The 22,559-nt window shown below is 67.7% G+C and carries 26 protein-coding genes and 1 pseudogene; 17 read left to right on the forward strand and 10 right to left on the reverse strand.

All coding sequences use genetic code 11. The features are described 5' to 3' along the window. The first annotated feature begins 23 nt into the window (after window positions 1-23). The 3 genes from AU185_RS06350 to AU185_RS06360 are packed head-to-tail and all read left to right on the forward strand — an operon-like array spanning window position 24 to window position 1,455. The gene (locus AU185_RS06350; RefSeq protein WP_059102405.1) at window positions 24-341 is read left to right on the forward strand and encodes an ArsR/SmtB family transcription factor; all 318 of its coding nucleotides are present in this window, start codon (window positions 24-26) and stop codon (window positions 339-341) included. Beyond that, a complete protein-coding gene (locus tag AU185_RS06355; RefSeq protein ID WP_059102406.1) occupies window positions 341-826 on the forward strand; it encodes an SRPBCC family protein in 486 nt (161 codons plus the stop codon). The genes AU185_RS06350 and AU185_RS06355 overlap by 1 nt, the downstream gene beginning before the upstream one ends. After that, window positions 826-1,455, forward strand: a complete 630-nt coding sequence (locus AU185_RS06360; protein WP_059102407.1) for a maleylpyruvate isomerase family mycothiol-dependent enzyme — start codon at window positions 826-828, stop codon at window positions 1,453-1,455. The genes AU185_RS06355 and AU185_RS06360 overlap by 1 nt, the downstream gene beginning before the upstream one ends. 70 nt (window positions 1,456-1,525) lie before the next feature. Here AU185_RS06360 and AU185_RS06365 read toward each other — a convergent pair whose 3' ends face one another. From AU185_RS06365 to AU185_RS06375, 3 genes are read right to left on the reverse strand one after another with little or no spacing between them, the layout of a single operon-like run. Continuing rightward, the gene (locus AU185_RS06365; RefSeq protein ID WP_059102408.1) at window positions 1,526-2,578 is read right to left on the reverse strand and encodes an NAD(P)H-dependent amine dehydrogenase family protein; all 1,053 of its coding nucleotides are present in this window, start codon (window positions 2,576-2,578) and stop codon (window positions 1,526-1,528) included. A 24-nt stretch (window positions 2,579-2,602) separates the two neighbouring features. Further along, complete coding sequence (locus tag AU185_RS06370) at window positions 2,603-3,409, reverse strand: SDR family NAD(P)-dependent oxidoreductase (protein WP_172800148.1); 807 nt, start codon at window positions 3,407-3,409, stop codon at window positions 2,603-2,605. A 36-nt stretch (window positions 3,410-3,445) separates the two neighbouring features. Beyond that, entirely contained in the window at window positions 3,446-4,150 is a 705-nt protein-coding gene (locus AU185_RS06375; protein ID WP_156425423.1) for a hypothetical protein, read from the reverse strand. A gap of 110 nt (window positions 4,151-4,260) precedes the next feature. On the opposite strand from AU185_RS06375, the gene AU185_RS06380 reads away from it, so the two are divergent. The 3 genes from AU185_RS06380 to holA are packed head-to-tail and all read left to right on the forward strand — an operon-like array spanning window position 4,261 to window position 7,597. Further along, on the forward strand, window positions 4,261-5,082 hold the full coding sequence (locus tag AU185_RS06380; protein ID WP_059156949.1) for a ComEA family DNA-binding protein: 822 nt from the start codon (window positions 4,261-4,263) through the stop codon (window positions 5,080-5,082). Between the two features lie 5 nt (window positions 5,083-5,087). Continuing rightward, a complete protein-coding gene (locus AU185_RS06385) occupies window positions 5,088-6,641 on the forward strand; it encodes a ComEC/Rec2 family competence protein (RefSeq protein WP_059102411.1) in 1,554 nt (517 codons plus the stop codon). Between the two features lie 14 nt (window positions 6,642-6,655). Next, window positions 6,656-7,597: a DNA polymerase III subunit delta gene (gene holA, locus AU185_RS06390; protein WP_172800375.1), complete on the forward strand. Its 942-nt coding sequence runs from the start codon at window positions 6,656-6,658 to the stop codon at window positions 7,595-7,597. 82 nt (window positions 7,598-7,679) lie between these two features. Here holA and rpsT read toward each other — a convergent pair whose 3' ends face one another. Then, window positions 7,680-7,940: a 30S ribosomal protein S20 gene (rpsT, locus tag AU185_RS06395; RefSeq protein ID WP_059102413.1), complete on the reverse strand. Its 261-nt coding sequence runs from the start codon at window positions 7,938-7,940 to the stop codon at window positions 7,680-7,682. Window positions 7,941-8,090: 150 nt separating this feature from the next. Then, a complete protein-coding gene (locus tag AU185_RS06400; protein WP_059102494.1) occupies window positions 8,091-8,951 on the reverse strand; it encodes a ribonuclease Z in 861 nt (286 codons plus the stop codon). 162 nt (window positions 8,952-9,113) lie between these two features. Here AU185_RS06400 and AU185_RS06405 point away from each other — a divergent pair, with 162 nt between their 5' ends. Next, window positions 9,114-9,542, forward strand: a complete 429-nt coding sequence (locus AU185_RS06405) for a CBS domain-containing protein (protein WP_059102414.1) — start codon at window positions 9,114-9,116, stop codon at window positions 9,540-9,542. Then, window positions 9,535-10,140, forward strand: coding sequence for a GNAT family N-acetyltransferase (locus tag AU185_RS06410; protein ID WP_059102415.1), 606 nt, complete (start codon window positions 9,535-9,537; stop codon window positions 10,138-10,140). The genes AU185_RS06405 and AU185_RS06410 overlap by 8 nt, the downstream gene beginning before the upstream one ends. A gap of 81 nt (window positions 10,141-10,221) precedes the next feature. On the opposite strand, the gene AU185_RS06415 is transcribed toward AU185_RS06410, so the two are convergent. Next, window positions 10,222-10,812 (reverse strand): type II toxin-antitoxin system PemK/MazF family toxin, encoded by a 591-nt coding sequence (locus tag AU185_RS06415; RefSeq protein WP_059102416.1) that lies wholly within the window; start codon window positions 10,810-10,812, stop codon window positions 10,222-10,224. Here AU185_RS06415 and lepA point away from each other — a divergent pair. The 3 genes and pseudogenes from lepA to AU185_RS06430 all read left to right on the forward strand — a co-directional run bounded on the left by lepA (window position 10,791) and on the right by AU185_RS06430 (window position 14,254). Then, window positions 10,791-12,756 (forward strand): annotated as a pseudogene (gene lepA, locus AU185_RS06420) (translation elongation factor 4). The gene AU185_RS06415 and the pseudogene lepA sit on opposite strands and share 22 nt — an antisense overlap. A 5-nt stretch (window positions 12,757-12,761) precedes the next feature. Then, a complete protein-coding gene (locus AU185_RS06425; RefSeq protein WP_059102418.1) occupies window positions 12,762-13,478 on the forward strand; it encodes a sensor domain-containing protein in 717 nt (238 codons plus the stop codon). 62 nt (window positions 13,479-13,540) lie between these two features. Then, window positions 13,541-14,254 (forward strand): sensor domain-containing protein, encoded by a 714-nt coding sequence (locus tag AU185_RS06430; RefSeq protein ID WP_059102419.1) that lies wholly within the window; start codon window positions 13,541-13,543, stop codon window positions 14,252-14,254. A gap of 121 nt (window positions 14,255-14,375) precedes the next feature. Here AU185_RS06430 and AU185_RS06435 read toward each other — a convergent pair whose 3' ends face one another. Beyond that, window positions 14,376-14,624 (reverse strand): hypothetical protein, encoded by a 249-nt coding sequence (locus tag AU185_RS06435; RefSeq protein WP_059102420.1) that lies wholly within the window; start codon window positions 14,622-14,624, stop codon window positions 14,376-14,378. Window positions 14,625-14,788: 164 nt separating this feature from the next. Between AU185_RS06435 and AU185_RS06440 the strand changes: the two genes are divergently transcribed. After that, window positions 14,789-15,250, forward strand: a complete 462-nt coding sequence (locus tag AU185_RS06440) for an ArsI/CadI family heavy metal resistance metalloenzyme (protein ID WP_059156950.1) — start codon at window positions 14,789-14,791, stop codon at window positions 15,248-15,250. Window positions 15,251-15,274: 24 nt separating this feature from the next. Here the strand turns inward: AU185_RS06440 and AU185_RS06445 are convergent, their stop codons facing one another. The 3 genes from AU185_RS06445 to AU185_RS06455 all read right to left on the reverse strand — a co-directional run bounded on the left by AU185_RS06445 (window position 15,275) and on the right by AU185_RS06455 (window position 19,297). After that, the gene (locus AU185_RS06445; protein WP_156425424.1) at window positions 15,275-15,886 is read right to left on the reverse strand and encodes a sigma-70 family RNA polymerase sigma factor; all 612 of its coding nucleotides are present in this window, start codon (window positions 15,884-15,886) and stop codon (window positions 15,275-15,277) included. 87 nt (window positions 15,887-15,973) lie between these two features. Continuing rightward, window positions 15,974-18,010 (reverse strand): glycoside hydrolase family 15 protein, encoded by a 2,037-nt coding sequence (locus AU185_RS06450; RefSeq protein ID WP_059102423.1) that lies wholly within the window; start codon window positions 18,008-18,010, stop codon window positions 15,974-15,976. A gap of 69 nt (window positions 18,011-18,079) precedes the next feature. Next, on the reverse strand, window positions 18,080-19,297 hold the full coding sequence (locus AU185_RS06455) for an FAD-dependent oxidoreductase (protein ID WP_059102424.1): 1,218 nt from the start codon (window positions 19,295-19,297) through the stop codon (window positions 18,080-18,082). Window positions 19,298-19,329: 32 nt separating this feature from the next. Between AU185_RS06455 and AU185_RS06460 the strand changes: the two genes are divergently transcribed. From AU185_RS06460 to cysW, 5 genes are all read left to right on the forward strand, one after another. After that, the gene (locus AU185_RS06460; protein WP_059102425.1) at window positions 19,330-19,527 is read left to right on the forward strand and encodes a hypothetical protein; all 198 of its coding nucleotides are present in this window, start codon (window positions 19,330-19,332) and stop codon (window positions 19,525-19,527) included. Window positions 19,528-19,667: 140 nt separating this feature from the next. After that, the gene (locus AU185_RS25770) at window positions 19,668-19,760 is read left to right on the forward strand and encodes an Ms4533A family Cys-rich leader peptide (protein ID WP_353612117.1); all 93 of its coding nucleotides are present in this window, start codon (window positions 19,668-19,670) and stop codon (window positions 19,758-19,760) included. Window positions 19,761-19,877: 117 nt separating this feature from the next. Further along, window positions 19,878-20,909 (forward strand): sulfate ABC transporter substrate-binding protein, encoded by a 1,032-nt coding sequence (locus tag AU185_RS06465; RefSeq protein ID WP_059102426.1) that lies wholly within the window; start codon window positions 19,878-19,880, stop codon window positions 20,907-20,909. Next, window positions 20,906-21,733, forward strand: coding sequence for a sulfate ABC transporter permease subunit CysT (cysT, locus tag AU185_RS06470; protein ID WP_059102427.1), 828 nt, complete (start codon window positions 20,906-20,908; stop codon window positions 21,731-21,733). Before AU185_RS06465 ends, cysT begins: the two co-directional genes overlap by 4 nt. Beyond that, entirely contained in the window at window positions 21,730-22,542 is an 813-nt protein-coding gene (gene cysW / locus AU185_RS06475) for a sulfate ABC transporter permease subunit CysW (protein ID WP_059102428.1), read from the forward strand. Before cysT ends, cysW begins: the two co-directional genes overlap by 4 nt. Window positions 22,543-22,559: the final 17 nt, after the last annotated feature.

A 22,559-nucleotide genomic window follows, 5' to 3' on the forward strand; every position in this document is an offset into this window, starting at 1 on the left:
TGGTAAGTGATAACTTACGGTTCGTGCCGACTTACCAAGATGCCGATGCGTGGGTGGCGATGGCGGACCGCACCCGGCGGTCGATCGTCGAACGTCTCGCGCACCGGCCGATGGCGGTCGGGGAGCTGGCTCGCGATCTTCCGGTCAGCAGGCCCGCGGTGTCCCAGCACCTCAAGGTGCTCAAACGCGCCGGGCTGGTCTGCGACCGCCCCGACGGGACCCGGCGCGTCTACCAGCTCGACCCGGTGGGGCTGGCCGCCATGCGGGCCGACCTCGATCGCTTCTGGGGGCAGGCGCTGGCCGGCTTCAAGGAAATAACCGAACGCGAAGGAGAGCAATGATGACCTCTGCCCAATCCGCGGTCGTCCGCCACGACATCACCGTCAACGCGCCGCTCGAACGGGCGTTCCGGGTGTTCACCGAGCGGTTCGGCGACTTCAAGCCGCGCGAGCACAACCTGTTGGGCACCCCGATCGTCGAGACGGTCTTCGAGCCGCATGTCGGCGGGCGCATCTACGACCGCGGCGAGGACGGCAGTGTCTGCGCTTGGGCGCGGGTGCTCGTCATCGAGCCGCCGCACCGCATCGTCTTCTCGTGGGACATCGGCCCGACGTGGCAGCTCGAATCCGATCCCGGGCGGTGCAGTGAGGTCGAGGTCGTGTTCACCGCCGAGGCCGATGGGTGTACGCGCGTCATCCTCGAGCATCGCCACCTTGAAAGGCACGGCGACGGCTGGGATTCCGTCGCCACCGGCGTCGGCGGTGATGCCGGCTGGCCCCTGTATCTGCGCCGCTACGGCGACCTGTTCGACCGCGAGGCGCCGTGATGTCCATCGACGGCGAACCGAGCCTCAAGGAGTTGGCCCGCGCCGAGCGAGCCGACCTCGCGGCGTTTCTGGCCGAGTTGACGCCCGAGCAGTGGCGCCACCCGAGTCTCTGTAGCCGGTGGACCGTCAAAGACGTTGTCGCGCATGTGGTCAGCTATGAGGAACTCAGCGTCGGCGGTCTGCTGAAGCGGTTCGCCAAGGGGTGGGTGGTGAACGCGAACCAGGTCGGAGTCGACGAGTTCGCCGGGTTCTCGCCCGATGAGCTGGTCGCGTATCTGAACCGGCACCTGTATCCGAGCGGCTTGACCGCCGGCTTCGGCGGCATGATCGGTTTCGTCGACGCCACGGTGCACCACCAGGACATCCGCCGCGCGCTCAACCGGCCGCGCACCATCCCCGCCGATCGCCTCGGGCGCATCCTGCCGTTGATCCCCGGTAATCCACGATTGGGGGCGGGCCGGCGGATCCGCGGGCTGCGCCTGCACGCCACCGACGTCGACTGGTCACACGGGCACGGTGCCGAGGTGATCGGTCCCGGTGAGGCGCTGATGATGGTGATGACGGGTCGTCGGGCAGCGCTCGCGGATCTCGACGGGACAGGTAAAAGTACTCTCGCGCAACGACTCTAGGCTCACGAGCGCACACTGCGGTACGGAAAATGGTCGAGAAACCGTACGCCGCTGTGCCTTCGGCGGTAATTCACACCGCGGCGCGACCGGTGACCGGAGGCAGGTCCTTGAGCGTCACGATGCCCGGCTGCGCCGCCACCACGGCGGGCACGGCGTTGGTCACCGGCAGCGCGGTATAGATCATGCCCAGACCCATGAAACCGGGTTCGGTCCAGTCCTTCGGCGGCAGGCAGTGCAGCACGGTGCGCATGTTGGGAAGCCCGAAAACCTGAATGACATGGCCGTGTTCCAGCGGCTTCGGCGGGGTGACGTGGTCACCCATGATCCAGTTGAATCCGACGCTGACGACGTTCTTCTCGCCCACCCAGCCGCGGTGATAACCGTGGACGCCGGCGACGGTGCCTTCGGGGATCTGCATGAACCCGAGGTCGGAATCCCCTGTCGCTGCTGTGAACGTGACGTCGAAGGTCATCCTGTCGAGTTCCGCGCCGATCGCGTCGGCCATCATCGCAGCGGACTCGGCGAACACCTCGCTTTCCCGCCGTACACTCTCCGCCAGCCCGGGGGTGTCCGGATCCTGTGAGAATCCCATCGCGGTCTGCGTTCCCGCCGATTCGTACGTCGAACAATCCACCGACTCGGTGATGCGGATCTCGTCGACCCGTTCACAGGCGCCGGAGAGCACCATGCCCACCATGTTGCTCATCCCGGGGTGCGCTCCGCTTCCGAAGATCGTCGAATTGCCTGTCATGCAGGCCTTCCGGATTCTGTCGAGGTCCGCCGGTGACTGCTTGCCGCCGGTGATCCACGCCGCGCTCGAACAGACGTTGACACCGGCCTCGAGCAGCCGGCACAACTCGTCGATGTCTGGCCACAGCGGGTTGTAGCAGCAGGCGTCGGGGCGCTGCGCCAGCAGTGCCTCGATGTCGTTGGTGGCCGCGATCCCCGTGGGTTCGGGCCAGCCCGCCAGTTCCGCCGCGTCGACGCCGGCTTTGTCCGGGCTGTGCGCGTAGACGCCGACGAGCTCCATGTCGTCGCGTCCGATGATCGCGTGCAGCGACCGACGGCCGATATTGCCGGTGGTCCACTGGATCACGCGAAGTGGCCGATCGGGTGTGGTCACGAAATCTCCTCGGGGTCAGGGTGACTACATGTGGGTGCCGCCGTCGATGCGGACCTCCGTGCCGGTGACGAAGTAGGCTTCCGGCGCCGCGAGCATGGCGACCACGGCCGCCACCGCGTCGGGCTTGGCGAACATGGCGTCGCCGTCGATGGCGAGCGTCGGCATGATCTTGCCGAACAACGTATAGTCCGCATCTTCCGGCAGTCCAGGTCCGGCGCTCTGCCCGGATTGCCCTGACCCGTCGGTCATTCCAGAGGAGATCGATCCCGGCTGCACGCAGTTGAATCGGATGCCTACCTTGCTGAACTCCAAGGCCAACGTGTGCGTCATGGCCTGGATGCCGCCTTTGGAGGCGGCGTACGCCGACATGTACGGGTGCGCGAAGTTCGCTGAGGTGGAACTGAAGTTGACGACCGCGGGTGCAGTGCCGTCGCGCAGGGCGGGTAGCGCCTCGCGGGTGACGAGAAACGTGCCGATGAGGTTGATCCGCAACACGTGCTCGAAGTCGGCGAGGGTGGTGTCGGCGAAGTGCGAAGACCGAAGGATGCCCGCCGCGTTGACGAGAGCGTCCAGACCGTTCATCGCCGCTACGGCGCGAGACACCCCGGCGGACACGGATTCCTCGCTGCCGACGTCGACCACCACGGTGGTGAGCCGGTCAGCGGCCCCATCCGCCTTGGCCTCGGTGTCGGCCAACCCGGTCTCGCTGACGTCGGCGGCGACGACCGTGCCGCCCTCGTCGAGAATCCGCAGGACCGTCGCCTGGCCGATGCCCGACCCGGCCCCGGTGATCAGCACGCGACGGTCGGTGTATCGCTGCAACGTCGTCACCGGAGGAATGCTAGTGGCTACGTCCGGTTCGGCCGGCTATTCCGGGTCCGGTTCGGTGTTCTCGACCGCGTCAGGCCCGGCCGATTCGTCGGCTTGTTCGGCGAGCGCCTCGGTTTCCGCGGGCAGAAACAGCGCCACGCCGAGTGCCAGGAAGAACAAGATGAACAACGGCCCGCCGAGGTAAAGGTTCATCGGTCCGCCCGGCGAGATGAAGCTCCCCGGCGGTCCGATGATCGTGATCGTCTCGATGAGCTGCTCGACGGCGAAGGCGGCGGCGACGATCCCAAGCCAACGTGGAAAACGACCTTCGTTGGCCGCCAACAAAATCGGTGCGGCAACCATGATGTCGGCCACGGTGAGCATGGGTCCCCACATCGTGACGATGTCGGTGATCGTCCGCGCGGTCCCGGAGCCCAGTTCGCCGGGATGCAACGCCAACCCTGAGGTGAACCAGGTGGCGATGCTGATCTGGACGAGAATCACGCCGGAGCCGATCGTGAACACGAAGGCATACGGCCCCGCCAGCCGGTCGCGCGCATGGCCGAGGACCACCACCAGGGCCAGCGAGCCGAACGCCACCAACAGCGCCTGAGTGCGCATGGCACCGGCGTTCTCCTGGATGTGGGTGACGATGTCGAGACCCGGCTTGTCGATGCCCGGTAGCGCCGGAACCATCAGCAGCGCAACGGTATACAGAACGGCGAATGCGGTGGCCGCGACCATCGGGACTCGACGATCCACAGCAACACTGTAGACCGCCGTTATCCCCAACGCTCACTTCATCCACAGGGCGCGTCGTCGCCTGTCATCGACGGGGCTTGCGGTCGGCGTGCGCACCTATCTTCGGCAACATGCGAACCGAATTGGCCGCCGAGCGCCTGCAGCGCCGGCTGGGCGCAGAAGTAGAGGCCGACACCGACGTCGAGGAGCGCCAACCGGACACGTCGCTGACCCGCTGGCTGCCGGAAACCACCGGAAACGGCGCAGCGGGTTGGATCGCTGCGGTGCGCGCCGATCCCGGTCGCGTCGGTGTCCTTGCGCTCGCCGGGGTAGGAGTCGTCGCGGTGCTGATCACGGTGTTCGTGCTGGTGCGTGACGACACCCCCGCGGTGACAGCGGCCAAACTCCCGCCCGTGCAGATGGTTTCGTCGGCGAGCCCGACAGCGGATGCGGCGAACTCGACGTCGGATGAGCCCGTGGTCGTCAGTGTCGTGGGCCTGGTGCACAAGCCCGGGCTGGTCACGCTCGAAGCGGGCGCCCGGATCGCCGACGCGCTCGCCGCGGCGGGCGGGCCGCTGGAGGGCGCAGACATGGTGGGACTCAACATGGCCAGACGGATCACCGACGGCGAGCAGATCGTCGTCGGTATCGCGGCGCCACCAGGCGAGCCGGCCGCCATGGGCAGCTCGGTCAGTCCGGGTGCGGCGGCGACCGCATCGGCGGACGCACCGCCGACCGGGACCGGCGACAAACCGCCGGGCGAAAAGGTGAACCTGAACACCGCGACCGTCGAACAACTCGACACGCTGCCCGGCATCGGTCCGGTGACCGCTGCGGCGATCGTGGCGTGGCGCGACGCGAATGGCCGGTTCACCAGCGTCGATCAGCTCGGTGACGTGGACGGTATCGGACCGGCGCGGCTGGACAAGCTGCGCAACCTCGTCCATGTCTGACGACGGTGGCGGACGCCGTTGGGACCCCGCTCGATCTACGGCTGGTACCGGCGGCGTTGACCAGCTGGGCGGTGACCGCCGCCGGGATCGTCTGGCACATCGGCGGAGCGGTTGCCGCCGCTGTCGGGGCGGTGGCGACGGCTGCGGCGCTGGGTTGGTGGGGTGGACGTAGTAGCCGCCGAGCGCAGGCCGACGGAACGGGGGCGGGCGCGGGTGTCGGCGCGGTCGCAGTGGTGGCCGCCGCGTTCGCGATCGCGATCGGTCTGCAGGTCGACCAACTGCGCGACCACCCGGTCGCCCAGCGCTACGGCACGGCCGCCGCCGTCGTCGTCGCGCCGACGGAGAGCCCCCGAGCGCTCGGCGGCAACCGGACGGTGTTCCGCGGCTCGCTGCTGCGGTTGGACGGTCGCGAAATGTCGGGCCGGGTGGTGGTCTTCGCGTCGACCTCCGGCGTCGCCGACCTGACGGCCGGCACACCCGTGGCATTCCGGGCCCGAATCGGCCGGCCGACCCGACGCGACCTCAGCGTGGCGGTGCTGTCGGCGACCGGTGAGCCCACCTACGGCGAGGCGGCCGCGGTCCACCGCGCCGCCCACGAAATCCGCGCGACATTCGCCGACGCGGCACGACGGTCACTGCCTGCTGAGCAGGCCGCGATGCTGCCCGCGCTGGTGCTCGGCGACACCTCGGCGGTGCCGAAACAGACGACGGCCGACTTCCGTGCCGCCGGCCTGACGCATCTGACCGCGGTCTCCGGCGCCAACGTGACGATCGTGTGCGGGGCGGTGCTGTTGACGGCTGGACTGGTCGGCCCGCGGGCCGCAGTCGCCCTCGCTGCGGTCGCGTTGCTCGCGTTCGTCGTGGTCGTGCAGCCGACGGCGAGTGTGCTGCGCGCCGCCGTGATGGGCGCGATCACCTTGTTGGCGGTGCTGACGCATCGGCGCCGGCAGGCGATTCCGGCGTTGTCGGCCAGCGTGTTGGTGTTGTTGATCGCATCGCCGGAACTGGCGGTCGACGTCGGTTTCGCGCTGTCGGTGTCGGCGACCGCGGCCCTCGTCGTACTTGCCCCGGTGTGGTCGCGGCGACTCGTCGACCGCGGCTGGCCCAAGCCGGCCGCCGACGCGGTCAGCGTGGCCACCGCCGCGCAACTGGTCACCGCTCCGCTCGTCGCGGGGATGGCAGGCACGTTCAGCATCGTGTCGGTCGCGGCCAATGTCGCGGTCGCGCCGGTGATTCCGCCGATCACCGTCGTCGGCACCGCCGCGGCCGCGCTGGGTCGCGTCTGGCCCTCCGGTGCCGACCTGTTGATTCGCTTCACCGGGCCGGAGCTGTGGTGGCTGTTGCACGTAGCCCGCTGGGCGGCCGGCATTCCCGGATCCTCGGTGCCCGTGCCGTCGGGGCTGCCGGGGGTGGTGCTGCTCGCCGCCGCGGGCGTCGGGGCGGTGGTGGCCTGGCGCTCGCGCTGGGTGCGCGCCGGCGCGTGCGCCGCCGCGGTGTGCCTGCTGGCGTGGACGGTGGCGGGGCTGCTGTCAGGCGGCCGTGACACGATCGTGGGGTGAGCGAAGCGTCGCGATTGCATCTGGTGCTCGGAGACGAGGAATTGCTGGTCGAACGCGCGGTAGCGACGGTTCTGCGGGGCGCGCGCAAGCAGGCAGGCAGCCACGACATCCCGGTTGACCGGTTGCGTGCGGGCGACGTCAGCACAAGCGAACTCGCCGAACTACTGAGCCCGTCGTTGTTCGCCGACGAGCGGGTCGTGGTGCTGGAGTCGGCGGCGGAAGCGGGCAAAGACGCGGTCGCACTGATCGCCGACGCCGCAGCCGATCTGCCGCCCGGCACCGTGCTCGTCGTCGTGCACTCCGGTGGCGGCCGCGCGAAGGTGCTCGCCGATCAACTCAAGAAACTGGGCGCGCAGGTGCATCCCTGCGCGCGGATCGTCAAGGCCGCCGAGCGCGCCGACTTCGTCCGGCGTGAGTTCCGTGCCCTGAAGGTCAAGGTGGGTGACGACACGGTCACCGCAGTGCTCGACGCGATCGGGTCAGACATCCGGGAACTGGCGGCGGCGTGTTCGCAGTTGGTCACCGACACCGGCGGCGCGGTCGACGCGGCGGCGGTGCGCCGCTACCACTCGGGCAAGGCGGAGGTGAAGGGGTTCGACATCGCCGACAAGGCCGTCATCGGGGACGTCGCGGGAGCCGCTGAAGCGCTGCGGTGGGCGATGATGCGCGGCGAACCGCACGTCGTGCTGGCCGATGCGCTGGCCGAAGCCGTGCACACCATCGCCCGGGTGCGGCCGTTGTCGGGCGATCCCTACCGGCTGGCCTCAGAGCTGGGCATGCCGCCGTGGCGGGTGCAGAAGGCGCAAAAGCAGGCGCGGCGGTGGTCGAACACCTCGGTCGCCGAGGCGATGCGGTTGGTGGCCGCGCTCAATGCGGATGTCAAGGGCGCAGCGGCCGACCCGGAATACGCGTTGGAGGCAACCGTCAGGAGCGTCGCCGAACTCGTCGCGGACTGAGCGGCTTGATTGCGTCGAGTGCACGCCTCACGTACCGATTCTCGCGATTCGTGTACACCAGCCGTGCACTCGGCGATAAAGATCAGAGCTTGTTGAACGCCGAGGCCAAAGCCGATTTGCGGTTCGCGGCCTGGTTCTTGTGGATGACGCCCTTGCTGGCGGCCTTGTCGAGCTGGCGGCTGGTCGACGCCAGCAGGTCGCGAGCCTTGTCCTTGTCGCCGGCCTCGACGGCCTCCCGGAATCCGCGGACCGCCGTGTGAAGCGACGACTTGACCGACTTGTTGCGCAGCCTGCGGCGCTCGTTGGTCTTGATCCGCTTTTCCTGCGACTTGATGTTGGCCACGCGTGTAGTCCTTCGTAAATCCCGTTGGAGTTTCCCAAAGTCTGGTAGGCGCCCGGTGTGCGGGCAGCGAGGGTTCAGGTTACCAGCGCAATGGGCAAATGCCCAAAGCGAGCCCGCCGGCCGCCGGCCCGACCCGGTCGGCCGTCGCCCTCACCCGGCCGGCTTCGCGCCGACCCCGGGATGCACTTCGACGCGATGCAGGTCGTCACCGATTTCGATCTGGCGGTCGAACACCGCCGCGGCCAGCGCGCGCCAATCGTCTTCCTGTCCGGCCTCGATGCCCGGCACGTAGTGCGTCAGGATGAGGATCCCGACCCCCGCGCGCGCCGCGGTCGTCGCCGCCTCCTCGACCGAGGAGTGGTAATCGCAGATGTCGCGGATGCGCTGCATGGGCATCTCGTCGATCAGATCCTTGCGAATGACGGTGTGCACCAACGCCCCTGCGCCCGCCGCCAGCTCATCGAGGCTTTCGCATGGCACCGTGTCGCCGGCCAGGACAACTGACGCGTCGGCGTGCTCGACACGGAAGCCGATCGTCGGCGCGACGGGCCGGTGGTCGGTCGGCGCGACCCGGATCCTCACCCCGTCGCTGTTCCACACTTCACCGTCGGTGTACTCGTGCACCTGCACCGGAGGCGGCGTCGTCAGATCGGCGTGGTGGGAGATGCGGTATCCGATGTCGAAGCCGAACGCCTTGAGCGTGGCGTCGACCACCTCGGCGGTGCCCGGCGGCCCGATGATCTGCAACGGGGCGGGGTCGGGGGTGAAGGTGGACACCCAACGGGTGATGATCACGTCGCCCAGATCGGCGATGTGGTCGCTGTGCAGGTGGGTCAGCAGCAGCGCCGACAACCCGTTGGCGGCGGCGCCCGCGGCGGTCAGGCGTTGTTGTACGCCGCGGCCGCAGTCCACCAGAAACGTCTGTCCGCCCGCACGCACCAGAGTCGACGGCCCGGCCCGGCGCGCGTCGGGGATGGGGCTTCCGGTGCCGAGCAGCGTCACCTCGATCATGGCCCACATATACCTGACGGACGCGTCGAAAACTCGCCATTGCCGGCCCGCCGCCGCGCAAAGCAGCGTTGCGCAGGCGTGACCCGGTTGCAACCGTGCAAACCCTTCCGCGTCGACCGCGCCGCACCTAGCCTGTGAGGTACATCACGAGCGGAGGCAAGGATGCGGATCGCGGACGTGTTGCGGAGCAAGGGCGCCGCGGTGGCCACGATTACCCCGGAGACGTCGGTCGCGGGGTTGCTCACCGAGTTGGCCGTGCACAACATCGGCGCGATGGTGGTGGTGTCGCCCGACGGTGTGGTGGGCATCGTCTCCGAGCGCGACGTCGTGCGCGCCCTGCATGCGCACGGCGCCGACCTGCTGCGACGGCCGGTGTCAGAAATCATGACCAGCTTCGTGGCGACCTGCGCACCAGACGATTCGGTCGACAGCCTGAGCGCGTTGATGACGACGAACCGGGTCCGGCACGTGCCCGTGATGGAGAACGGCAGGCTGGCGGGCATCGTCAGCATCGGCGATGTGGTCAAGACGCGGATGGAAGAGCTCGAAACGCAGCAGGAGCAGTTGCAGGCCTACATCACCCGTGGCTGACGTCGAGGTTGCGCCCGCCCGGCGGCGCGATGTCCGCACCTTGTCGGAGGTATTGGGCCGCGCGTTCTATCCGGACCCGGTGATGATGTGGATGCTGCCGGACGACGGCGCACGGGCTCGCGGCCTCGCGCGGATGTTCGCGACCATGACCCGACACCACTTCCTGCGAACCGACGCCGTCGAGGTGGCCGGTGGCGGACGGATCGGCGCCGCAGCGCTGTGGGCTCCGCCGGGACAGTGGAAGCAGGGGCGCCTCGAGGAGCTGCTGATGATGCCCGGCTTCATCCGGGCGTTCGGCTCGCGGGTCAGACGCGGTCAGCAGGTATCCGAGCTGATGAAGAAGCATCATCCGGAGGAGCCGCACTGGTATCTGGCGGTGATCGGCAGCGATCCGAGTGTCCGTGGGACCGGCTTCGGCCAGGCCCTGATGCGCTCGCGACTCGATCGGTGCGACGCCGAGTACGCGCCGGCCTATCTCGAGTCCAGCAACCCCGACAACATCCCGTACTACCAGCGCTTCGGGTTCGAGGTCACCGGCGAGATCAAGTTGCCCGACGGCGGCCCCAGCATGTGGTCGATGTGGCGCGAGCCGCGCTAGCTCTTCGCCGAACAGACGCAAAAACCCCCGCCACGCAGAGAAAATGGAGCACTTTGCGTCTCCTCGCGGCAGGAAAGCGAGTCAGCTCCAGGAGTATTCGGTGCGGAGGCGGGTCGCGACCGCTTCGAACCTCTCGCGCGTGAGGATCGCGCCTTCGCGCCGGATGCCGGCCTCGGGCACGTCGAGCACCCGGTCCAGCCGCACCCAACTCTGCCGGCCCTCGTAGTCCCAGGTGCCGCTGCCGATGCCGATCCAGTTCGGATCCTCGCGATGGTGGTCCTGGCTGGACAGCATCAGGCCGAGCAACGTCGAGCGGTCCCGCCCGACGACCAGCACGGGACGGTCCTTGCCCTGCGTCGGATCGTCCTCGTAGACCACCCACGTCCACACGATCTCGCCGGGGTCGGCGCGGCCGTCCAGGTCCGGCGCGTATACGACCTTGCGGGCGCGGTGTGCGGTCGGCACGAAGTTGCGGCTGACCGGCCGTCCAGCGGTGATCGCGGGCGCCTCCTCTTTCGCGGTGCCGGCGATCGCGTCCAGGCCGATCTTGATGCCCTGCTGGATACCGCGCTGCACGGTGTCGGACTGGCCGATCTGACGGATGAACTTCGGCGCCTCGTTGAACACCAAATTCTCCGCGAACTTCTGGAATGTTCTCCACGGCGGAGCCATGTCCCGAGCATAAGCGAGCGTCCGACCGCGCGATTGTGTGCTCGGGCCTTGCCCTCGATACGCTGTTGGCACCCGCAGGACCGTCCTACCAGGAGATTTCCAATCAGCAATTTCGCCGATCAGACGTTCACGGCGCCGGCGCAGATCCGGAACTTCTGCATCATCGCCCATATTGATCACGGCAAGTCGACGCTGGCCGATCGGATGCTGCAACTCACCGGCGTCGTCGCCGATCGGGACATGCGCGCGCAATACCTCGACCGGATGGACATCGAGCGTGAACGCGGCATCACGATCAAGGCGCAGAACGTCCGGCTGCCGTGGCGCATCGGTGACGACGAATACGTGCTGCACCTGATCGACACTCCCGGCCACGTCGACTTCACCTACGAGGTCTCGCGGGCACTGGAGGCCTGCGAAGGCGCAGTGCTGCTCGTCGACGCCGCCCAGGGCATCGAGGCGCAGACGCTGGCGAACCTTTACCTGGCGCTGGACCGCGACCTGCAGATCATCCCGGTGCTCAACAAGATCGACCTGCCCGCGGCCGACCCGGACCGGTACGCCGCCGAACTCGCCCACATCATCGGTTGTGAGCCCACCGACGTGCTGCGGGTGTCCGGCAAGACCGGCGCCGGGGTGGCCGACCTGCTCGACCACGTCGTGCGCGAGGTGCCGCCGCCGACCGGTGAGGCCGACGTGCCTGCCCGCGCCATGATCTTCGACTCCGTCTACGACACCTACCGCGGCGTGGTGACCTACGTGCGCGTCGTCGACGGCAAGATCATCCCGCGCGAACGCATCAAGATGATGTCCACCGGCGCCACCCACGAACTGCTCGAGGTCGGCATCGTCTCGCCGGAGCCGAAAGCCTCGGCGGGCTTGGGTGTTGGAGAGGTCGGCTACCTCATCACCGGTGTGAAGGACGTGCGCCAGTCCAAGGTCGGTGACACCGTGACGACGGCGCGCCACGGCGCCGCCGAACCGCTCACCGGATACCGCGAACCGCGGCCGATGGTGTACTCGGGGCTGTATCCCGTTGACGGCTCGGATTATCCGGTGCTGCGTGATGCGCTGGACAAGCTGCAACTCAACGACGCCGCGCTGACCTACGAACCGGAAACGTCGGTGGCGCTCGGGTTCGGCTTCCGCAGCGGCTTTCTCGGCCTGCTGCACATGGAGATCACCCGCGAGCGCCTCGAACGCGAGTTCAACCTCGACCTGATCTCGACGTCGCCGAACGTCGTGTATCGCGTTGTGCTGGAAGATGGTTCGGAAGTCGTCGTCACCAATCCGTCGGACTGGCCTGACGGCAAGATTCGCACGGTCTACGAGCCGGTGGTCAAGACCACGATCATCGCGCCCAGCGAGTTCATCGGCACGATCATGGAATTGTGCCAGTCGCGGCGCGGTGAACTCGGCGGCATGGACTACCTGTCGCCGGAGCGGGTGGAGTTGCGCTACACGATGCCGTTGGGCGAGATCATCTTCGACTTCTTCGACGCGTTGAAGTCGCGCACCCGCGGCTACGCCAGCCTCGATTACGAGGAGGCCGGCGAGCAGGAGGCCGAACTCGTCAAGGTCGACATCCTGCTACAGGGCGAGCCGGTCGACGCGTTCTCGGCGATCGTGCACAAGGAGTCGGCGTACGCCTACGGCAACAAGATGACCACCAAGCTCAAGGAGCTGATCCCGCGTCAGCAGTTCGAGGTTCCGGTGCAGGCGGCGATCGGATCGAAGATCATCGCTCGCGAAAACATCCGCGCGATCCGCAAAGACGTGCTATCGAAGTGTTACGGCGGCGACATCACGCGCAAGCGCAAGCTGCTCGAGAAGCAGAAGGAAGGCAAGAAGCGGATGAAGACCATCGGCCGGGTCGAGGTGCCACAGGAGGCGTTCGTCGCCGCCCTGTCCACCGACTCGTCCGCCGACAAGGCCAAGAAGTAGCTGCGATGCGCAGGGCGGCGATGGGGGCGGCGCTGGGCGCGATCGCGGTACTCGCCGGCTGTTCGGCCCCGCCGGCCAAAGCGCCAGTCGTGCACATCGCCGAAGCCGCCAAGCCGTCCCCGCACCGGGCGCTGGACCGGGCGCTGCCGACCGCCGAGGAACTGGCCACCACACTGGGCGCCAGCGGCTTCATGGGCCAACTGGTCACCGGCGGCGCCGACATGCTGTTGCAGGGTGTGCGGGAGGCCGAGGCGACCCCGGTCGACTGTGTGAGCACCGGGTACCGGTTGGAGAAGGTGGTTTACCAGGCCAGCCCGGTGCGCTCGGTGGCAAGCCGGTCATGGGCCGGAGGCGACGCCAACGGCCCGACCGCCACCGGTTTCTTCGGGGTGGTCGAGTTCGGCGATGTCGCGGCCGCGCAAGCCTTCTTCGCCGCTTCGGCCGACAAGTGGCACGGCTGCAACGGGCGGACGCTGGTGCTGCAGCAGCCCGAGCGTGGCGCGCAGGCCACCAGCCGGATCACCGAAGTGGGCATCGACAACCGGATCGTGTCCGCGGTGGTGATGCAGGACGCCGGGTCGACGATTCAGCGCGCGCTCGGCGTCGCCGGGGACTGCATCGTGGACGTGGAAATCACCGACGTGGCCGGACCCAGCGCCACCGGCGCCCGGGATGCCGCCGCGGTCGCGGCCTTGATGCTGCAGAAAATCGGTGCCTCCTGACGCCTCGCGACCGAATTGACGGCCGCGCCACGAATGTGCGGTGAGTCGGTCACAATAACGCGGTGACTCGATTCGGCACGGCGACCCGGATATCCGCCGCGGCGGTCTTCCTGGCGGTATCCGTCTTGCTGGCCGGCTGTGTGAGCACCGTTTCGGGAACCGCGGTGCGCGGGCAGGACGCCGGCCGCCTCGACGTGCCGCCGCTGGCCGAGTCCGACCTCGACGACGTGTTGCTGTCCATCGGTGAACTGAACGGGATCATGGGCGCAACGACGATGAAGGTCACCAGCGAACTCGACGAGATGACCGACCACTCCGAGCAGGTTTCCGACCTCGACTGCCTGGGCGCGATCTACGGCGCCGAGGATCCGGTGTACGCGGGCAGCGGGTGGACCGACGTACGCGACCAAGTGGCGCGCGAACCCGGCGAGGACAACGACCACTGGGTCGAGCAGACCGCGGTGCTCTACCCCTCGGCCGACAAGGCGCAGCGGTTCTTCGACAAGTCCAGGTCGGCGTGGGAAGGCTGCGCCAATTCCTCTGTCGCAGTGGCAGATGGGGGAACCTCGTACCTGTGGGAGGTCGGTGAGGTGAGCGCCGAGGACAACTTGGTCACTCAGCTCACGACGCAGGCGGACGCCGGCGGGTGGGCCTGCCAGCACGCGGTGTCGGTGGTGTCGAACCTGACCGTCGAGGCGTGGGCGTGCAGCTACTCGATAGGCGACGAGGCCGCCACCATCGCCACCGACATGGTCGGCAACGCCGCGAAGAAGTAGCCAACCGTATGCCGTCACATGAGACGCTCGACCGGAGCCCCGATTTTCGAGAGACCGCCAATCTGGCCGGACTACCCGCTATGCGGTTTCGTATCCGATCGCGAAGCGAGCGTCGAGGCTCTCAGCAGTTCCGCCGCTGAATGTTCTGAATCGTCTTTTGGTACACCGACTGCCAATAGCGGGCATTTCCGTTGTCGCCCTGACGAAAATAGTGGTCGGCGTTGGCTTTGGCGTGGCTGGCCGCATTCTGCAGCGCGGCGCAGCTTCCGTCGCGGGGCCTGGCCTCAGCCACGTCAGCTCCGAAGCCGGCGAGTGCTGTGGACATTGCGACTGCCGCGACCGACTTACCGAGAATTTTACGAATCTCCACGGTGAACTTCCTTCGTGATTGCCCGCAAGGCCGATTGCCTAGCGGTGTTCACATCTACTGACGCATTCCGTCGAGAAAGACGCACGATCACATCGGCCGGTGCGTCCGTCGACACACGCATGCGTCAGAACAGGCGTCGAGTACTTCCCCTGAAAGGAGTCACTGTGGCCACCACACGAATCCAGCTCGCGTTGAACGTCGATGACGTTTCGACGGCGACCGCGTTCTACGAGAGCATGTTCGGCGTACCGCCGCACAAGGTGCGTGATGGCTACGCCAACTTCGCGATCGACGACCCGCCGTTGAAGCTGGTGCTGATCGAAAAACCCGGCGCAGACGAGACCCTCAACCATCTCGGCGTCGAAGCTGACACAGCCGAGCAGGTCATCGCGGCACAGGAGCGCTTCAGAGCCGTCGGCCTCGAGATCGCGGTCGCCGAGCACGACGTCTGTTGTCACGCAACACAGGACAAGGTGTTCGTCACCGCGTCCGATGTGCCGCTCGGCTGGTGGGAGTTCTACGCTGTCACCGACGACAACCCGGCGAACCCCGACGCCGCACCCTTGTCCGTATGCGAGGCCAGCTGCGCGGCAACCGATTCCGTCGAAAGCACCTGCTGCTCCTGAAAGAAGCCGAGTCGGGCTGCGGAGTCAGCGCCCAGCGCATTCGCAACCCGGTGGCGGCTCATAGTCCATCGGCATGCCCCGAGCGTCGAGCGTCAGTGCGCAGCACTGCCCGAGCAGCTCGGCGAGCCGTCGGCGCCCGCGCTGCACGCGCGACTTCATCCCGGACAGCGAGACCTCCGCTCGCTGTGCTGCTTCGGCTTGGCTCATCCCATCGAGGTCGATCATCTTCACCGCCATCCGCTGCTCCACCGGCAGCCCGGCGAGAAGCGGGCGCAGGCAAGCGGACAGCTCGTGAAGCGCGGCGGGCTCGTCCTCGTCGGTGAGCGCGGGGGCGGAGTGTTCGGACAAGGTCGTTACCGGGTGTTCTCGGTTCCGGCCTGCTCGTCGGTACTCGTCGACGATCGCGTTTCGGGCGATCCGCAAGGTCCAGTTCGGCAGCTTCTCCTCGTCGTTGAGCGCGCCCACATTCTGGTGAATGCGAAGCAGAATGTCGGCCAGGAGATCGTCGGCCCGGTTGGGGTCGGCGATCCGCCGGCGAACGAAGGTCCGGAGTTGGGGCAACATGTCCCGCCACATCTGTTCGGTGGGTTGATGTAGCGCCGCCGCAGGCGTGGTCTTGGTGCCGTCGATGCTCATGGCCGTCATCCTCTTGGCACCCGCGCGGGCGCCCGACAGTACTGACGACGGTAGCCCGCCAAGGACGCAACAAGTTGCGGATTCGGCCTACATCGGGGCGTTGGCGGGCACGAACACGCCGGAGCTGTCGGCCTCCTCCTCGGCCCGGATTACGTGCACCACCGCGTTGATCAACGCCAGATGGGTGAACGCCTGCGGGAAGTTGCCGAGATGCCGGCCGGTGCGCGGCTCGATCTCCTCGGCGTACAGGTGCAGCGGGCTGGCGAACGACAGCAGCCGCTCGCACAGGTGCTTGGCGCGGCTCACCTCGCCGATCTCGACCAGCGCCGACACCAGCCAGAACGAGCAGATCGTGAAGGTGCCCTCCTCGCCGGACAGCCCGTCATCGGTCTCCTCGACGCGGTAGCGCAGCACCAGGCCTTCCTCGGTGAGCTCGTCGGCGATGGCCAACACGGTGGCGCGCACCCGCGGGTCGTCGGGCGGAAGGAACCGGGTCAGCACCGCCAACAGCAGTGAGGCGTCGAGCGCGTCGTCGCCGTAGCGCTGCGTCAGCACACCGCGCGAGTCGACGCCGTTCTTGAGCACGTCGGCCTTGATCTCCTCGGCGATCGCGCGCCACTGCTGGGCATAGGACTTCTCGCCTTGCAGTTCGGCCAGTTTGGAGCCGCGGTCCAGCGCCACCCAGCACATGATCTTGCTCGAGGTGAAGTGCTGCGGTTCGCCACGCACCTCCCAGATCCCGCGGTCGGGCTGCTTCCAATGCTTGATCGCCTCTTCGACCTGCTGCTTGAGCACCGGCCACAACGTGTCGGAGATCTGCTCGCGCGACTTGGCGTGCAGGTACACCGAATCGAGCATGGTGCCCCAGATGTCGTGCTGCATCTGGTTGTAGGCCCCGTTGCCGATGCGCACGGGTCGCGCGCCGTCGTAACCGGACAGGTGGTGCAGCTCCTCCTCGACCAGTGTGCGCTCCCCGCCGACGGCGTACATCACCTGAAGCGGATGGCGCTCACCGTTGTTCGCTCCGGACACATCGGCGATGAACGCGAAGAAATCGTCGGCCTCGCGGTCCAGGCCCAGCGTGTAGAGGCCCCACAACGCGAACGTCGAGTCGCGCACCCACGCGTAGCGGTAGTCCCAATTGCGTTCGCCCCGAGGCGTTTCCGGTAACGACGTGGTGGGAGCCGCCAACAGCGCGCCGGTCGGGGAGTAGGTCAACCCCTTGAGCGTCAGCGCGCTGCGCTGCAGGTAGGACCGCCATGGATGGTCGGGGAAGTCGCCGACGTTGATCCATTGCCGCCAAGCCTCGCTGGTCTGCCACATGCGGTCGGCAGCCTCGTCGTAGGTCTGCGGCACCGGATGTTTGGACCAGGACAGCGCGACGTAGACGTTGTCACCCTCCTTCATCCGGGTCCGCGCCCGCGCCTCGTGGCCTTCGAGGCCGAGCCGCAGATTTGTCGTCAGCCGCAGCGTCGGGTGCGCGTCGGCGTCGCGGGTGGCCCGCGCGATCGCCTCGCCGTAGGCCTGAGCCGAGTACTCCCAGGTGGCCGGGATCCGGTGGTAGTCGAACGCCGGTTCGCAGTTCATCACCAACTCGACAGTGCCGCTCACACATCGCACGGTGCGCAGCAGGATGTGCTCGGCGTCCCAGTCCATGGGGGTGCGGCGATGGGTGCGCGACCGCGCCTCCAGGTCGTGCCAGGGGCCCATCACCAGCGCGTCGCGCACGATCAGCCAGCCGGTGTGGGTCTGCCACGTCGTCTCGAGGATCAGGCTGCCGGGCAGATAGCGGCGGGCCGAAGGCACCGACACCCCGTACGGGCCGAGCCGGAAGTGGCCGGCGCCGCGGTCCAGGATCGCGCCGAACACGCTGGGCGAGTCGGGCCGCGGCACGCACAGCCACTCGACGGACCCGGCCGAGGAGATCAGGCAGGTGTTCTCGCAGTCGGACAAAAACGCGTAGTCAGCGATCGGCGGAAACGGGTTCCGCAACGCGCCGCCGGGCGCATAGGGCGTCGGGGCGGTCACCGTCAGCGGGGTGTCCGCCACGACGGCGGGCGCGGGTTTCGCCCCGTTTTCGGTCTCCGTGGACCCGTCCGACGGCCCGGTTTGTTGCAGAACCATGCCGACATCATCGACTGCCGATGTGTCCGGCGTCTACTCATCGGCCGGGTAGCCGCGCGCCTCGCGCTGTCAGCGGCGGGCAAAGGCCGGGACGCGTTCGGGCAGGGGCCCGATCGCGACGCCGTAGGCGGCCACCCTCCGCAGCAACGGCAGCCTGGCGGCGGCGCGCACCAGCAGAGGCGGATCGGCCGGTCCTGTTGACGTGACCGCGACCGCGATGACGCGCCGGTGGATCAGCTTCTGGACCGACTGGATCAGCGCCGTCGGCAGCCATCGCCGGGCCTGCACACGCGCCAGATGCCTGGTGGACAGCGTTCCCGAGCGCAACGGGCCGGCCAGGATCCGCCCCGCCGCGACGGCGTCGGCCACCGCGAGGTTGATCCCGACGCCGCCCACCGGCGACATCGCATGGGCAGCGTCACCGATCAGCAGCAAACCATCGGTGTACCAGCGTCTGAGCCGGTTGAGTTGCACATCGAGCAGTTTCACGTCGTCGAACGATGTCACCGCGCCGACGCGGTCGGCCAGCCACGGCACCAGGGCCACCACAGCGCGATGCAACGACTCGATGCCCTTCGCGCGTAGCTGCTCGTCGCGGCCCTTGGGGATGACATACGCGCACTGGAAATAGTCGCCGCGGTCGATGACGATCTGGGCGTGCCCCGCACCGAGCACGCCGGCGAGGCCGTGCGGATCGTCGGCGTCGCGGGACACCCGGAACCACCAGACGTCCATCGGCACGCCGAAGTTTTTCGGTGTCAGACCCATCGCGGTGCGCATCGTCGAAGACCGCCCGTCGCAGGCGACGGTCAGCGCCGCATGCATCTCGCGGACCTCGCCGTCGGCGCCCCGGTAACGGACTCCGGCAACGACACCGTCCTCACAGACCGGCCCCAGCACCTCGGTGCTGCGCAGCAGAGTGAAGGACGGCTCCCGTTCGGCGGCCGACGCCAGCAGTTCGAGGAAGTCCCACTGCGGGACCAGCGCAATGTGCTTGTGCGGACCGGGAATACGTCGCAGATCCATCGCAAACTGCATACCTTGCACGGTCATCGCCAACGTGTCGATCTCGCGGTGCGGCACCGCGGCGAACTCGTCGGACAGCCCCAACTCGTCGAGCAGTCGCAGCGTGCTGGCGTGCACCGTGTCACCGCGGAAGTCGCGAAGGAAATCGGCGTGCTTCTCCATCACCGTGACCTCGACGCCGGCGCGGGCGAGCAACAGCCCGAGCATCACGCCGGCCGGGCCGCCGCCGACAACGACGCAGGTGGTGCGCTCAGCAGGCACGAGGTCATCTTCGCATCGCCTAGGCTGGCCGTGTGGGTGGCTTCCTCAGTTGGTGGGACGGCGTCGAGCTGTGGCTCTCCGGCCTGCCGTTCGTCGCCCAGACCGCGGTGGTGATGCCGGTGGTGCTCGCCCTGGCCTACGGCGTCGCGGTCGTGCTCGACGGCGCGCTTGGCAACGGGATCAGGTTGGTGCGCCACATTCGCCACGACGATGGTGACGTCGACCGGTGAGCGGCGGGATGCCCCGATCGCGGGTGACGCTGGTGCTCGTCATCCTGGTGATCCTGGTGCTCGTCATGTGGCTGGTCACCCGGTGACACCTGCGAATCCCACACCGGGCGGGTTGCGCCAACTCTGTTAGGCTTCGCGCCATGCAAACAGCGTCCGGCAACAAGAGCGGCCATGTGCTGGCCCTCATTGCCGTGGGTTCGAGCGCTGTCGCCGATGTCTGTTGTTGTTGCTGACTCCCTACCCGTCCGCGGTTCGGTGTCGGTGACGGCTGTGGCATGGCGCCCTCGTGCCGATCCATCGCCTTTCCGTCGGAACGGATTCCGTCGAAATCCCCCAACGAAAGGTCACCGATGGGCAACATCCGCACCTCCTGGCGCGCCGCCGCGGCGCTCGCGACCACCGCGACCCTGCTCGTCGCGTGCGGAGGCGGGTCGAGCGATGTGCCGGGCGGGGACCGGCAGGGTGGCGACGCCGAAACCACCCTGACGCTCGTCGCCTATGCCGTGCCCGAACCCGGCTGGAGCAAGATCCTTCCGGCGTTCGCGGCCAGCGAGGAAGGTGACGGCGTGGCGGTCACGACGTCCTACGGTGCGTCGGGTGATCAGTCGCGCGCGGTGGTCGACGGCAAACCCGCCGACGTCGTGAACTTCTCGGTCGAACCCGACATCACCCGGCTGGTGAAGGCGGGCAAGGTCGCCGAGGACTGGAACGCCGGCGTCACGAAGGGCATCCCCTTCGGCTCGGTGGTTTCCCTGGTTGTCCGCGAGGGCAACCCGAAGAACATCAAGGACTGGGACGACCTTCTGCAACCCGGGCTCGAAGTGGTCAGCCCCAGCCCGTTGAGTTCCGGTTCGGCGAAGTGGAACCTGTTGGCGCCGTATGCCGCCAAGAGCAACGGCGGCCAGAACCCGCAGGCCGGCCTCGAGTTCGTGAACCAGCTCGTCACCGAACACATCAAGACCAGGCCGACGTCGGGCCGAGAGGCCAGCGACCTGTTCCTGCAGGGCACCGGCGACGTGCTGCTCAGCTATGAGAACGAGGCGATCAACATAGAGCGGCAGGGCAAGCCCGTCGAACACGTCAACCCTCCGCAGACGTTCAAGATCGAGAATCCCGTCGCGGTGGTGACCTCCAGCGCGCACCAGGACAAGGCGAACGCGCTGAAGAACTTCCTCTACACCCCGGAGGCCCAGAAGATCTGGGCGCAGGCCGGTTTCCGGCCGGTCGATCCGGCGGTCGCCGAGGACTTCGCGGACGACTTCCCGGCCCCGCAGAAGCTGTGGACGATCGCCGACCTGGGTGGCTGGAGCGCCGTCGATCCGGCATTGTTCGACAAGGACAACGGCTCGATCACGAAGATTTACAAACAGGCGACCGGATGACAGCTGCGCTTGGCCCCGGCGTCTTCGCCGGCCGGTACGGCAGCACTCGGCTGCGTGTCGGCGTCGCGACGACGTGGCTGTCGGTGATCGTGCTGCTGCCGCTGGCCGCGATCGTCTGGCAGTCCGCGGGCGGCGGGTGGGCGGCGTTCTGGGAGGCGGTGACGTCCAACGCGGCGCTGGAATCGTTTCGCGTGACGTTGACGATCTCGACGCTTGTCGCGGTGGTGAACCTGTTCTTCGGCCTGCTGGTCGCCTGGGTGCTCACCCGCGACGACTTCCCCGGAAAGCGGCTGGTCGACGCGATCATCGACTTGCCGTTCGCGCTGCCCACCATCGTCGCCAGCCTGGTGATGCTCGCGCTCTACGGCCCGAACAGCCCGGTCGGGGTGCACATCCAGCACACGAAGTGGGGAGTGGCCACCGCGCTGCTGTTCGTCACGCTCCCGTTCGTGGTGCGCTCGGTGCAGCCGGTGCTGCTCGAATTGGACCGGGAAGTGGAGGAGGCCGCTGCGTCGCTGGGCGCCGACAACTTCACCATCTTCCGGCTGGTGATCCTGCCCGCGCTGCTGCCGTCGCTGCTGTCGGGGACCGGCCTGGCGTTCTCGCGCGCGATCGGCGAGTACGGCTCCGTCGTGCTGATCGGCGGAGCGGTGCCGGGGGAGACCGAGGTGTCCTCCCAGTACATAAGGACCCTCATCGAATTCGACGACCGGACCGGGGCCGCCGCGGTTTCCATTGTGCTGCTGTCGTTTTCCTTCGTCGTGTTGTTCATCCTGCGCACCGTCGGGGCCCGGGCCGCCAAGCGCCAGGAGCTCGAGACATGATTCTCTCAGCCGCGGCGCGATACGTGTTGCGCTTCGTCGCGCTCGGCTACCTGCTGGTCCTGCTGGTCGTGCCGGTCGGGCTGATCCTGTGGCGCACGTTCGCTCCCGGCATCGGCACCTTCGTCGAGTCGATCACCACACCGGCGGCGATCTCGGCGCTGCAGCTCTCGCTGCTGGTGGTCGCGATCGTGGTCCCACTCAACGTCATCTTCGGGGTGCCGACGGCATTGGTGCTGGCGCGCAACCGGTTTCGCGGCAAGAGCCTGCTCCAGGCGGTCATCGACCTGCCATTCGCGGTGTCTCCGGTGGTGGTCGGTGTCGCATTGATCCTGTTGTGGGGCAGCGCGGGAGCGTTCGGCTTCGTCGAGAACAACCTCGGGCTCAAGATCATCTTCGGCTTGCCGGGCATCGTGTTGGCGAGCATCTTCGTCACGGTCCCGTACGTCATTCGCGAGGTCGAACCCGTCCTGCACGAGCTGGGCACCGACCAGGAAGAGGCGGCATCGACGCTGGGTTCCAGCTCGTGGCAGACGTTCTGGCGGGTCACCCTGCCCTCCATCAAATGGGGCCTGATGTACGGCGTGGTGCTGACGGTCGCCCGTACCCTCGGCGAGTACGGCGCGGTGATCATGGTGTCGTCGAACCTGCCGGGCACCTCGCAGACGCTGACCCTGCTGGTGTCCGATCGCCATGCGCGCGGCGCGGAATACGGTGCCTACGCGATCTCGACGCTGCTGATGGCGGTGGCGGTGATCGTGTTGATCGCCCAGGTGATTCTCGACGCCCGCCGCCAGAAGACGACCGAGTAGAACAGGAGACGACGGCT

Source organism: Mycobacterium sp. GA-0227b (assembly GCF_001499855.1).
Classification (GTDB): Bacteria; Actinomycetota; Actinomycetes; order Mycobacteriales; family Mycobacteriaceae; genus Mycobacterium.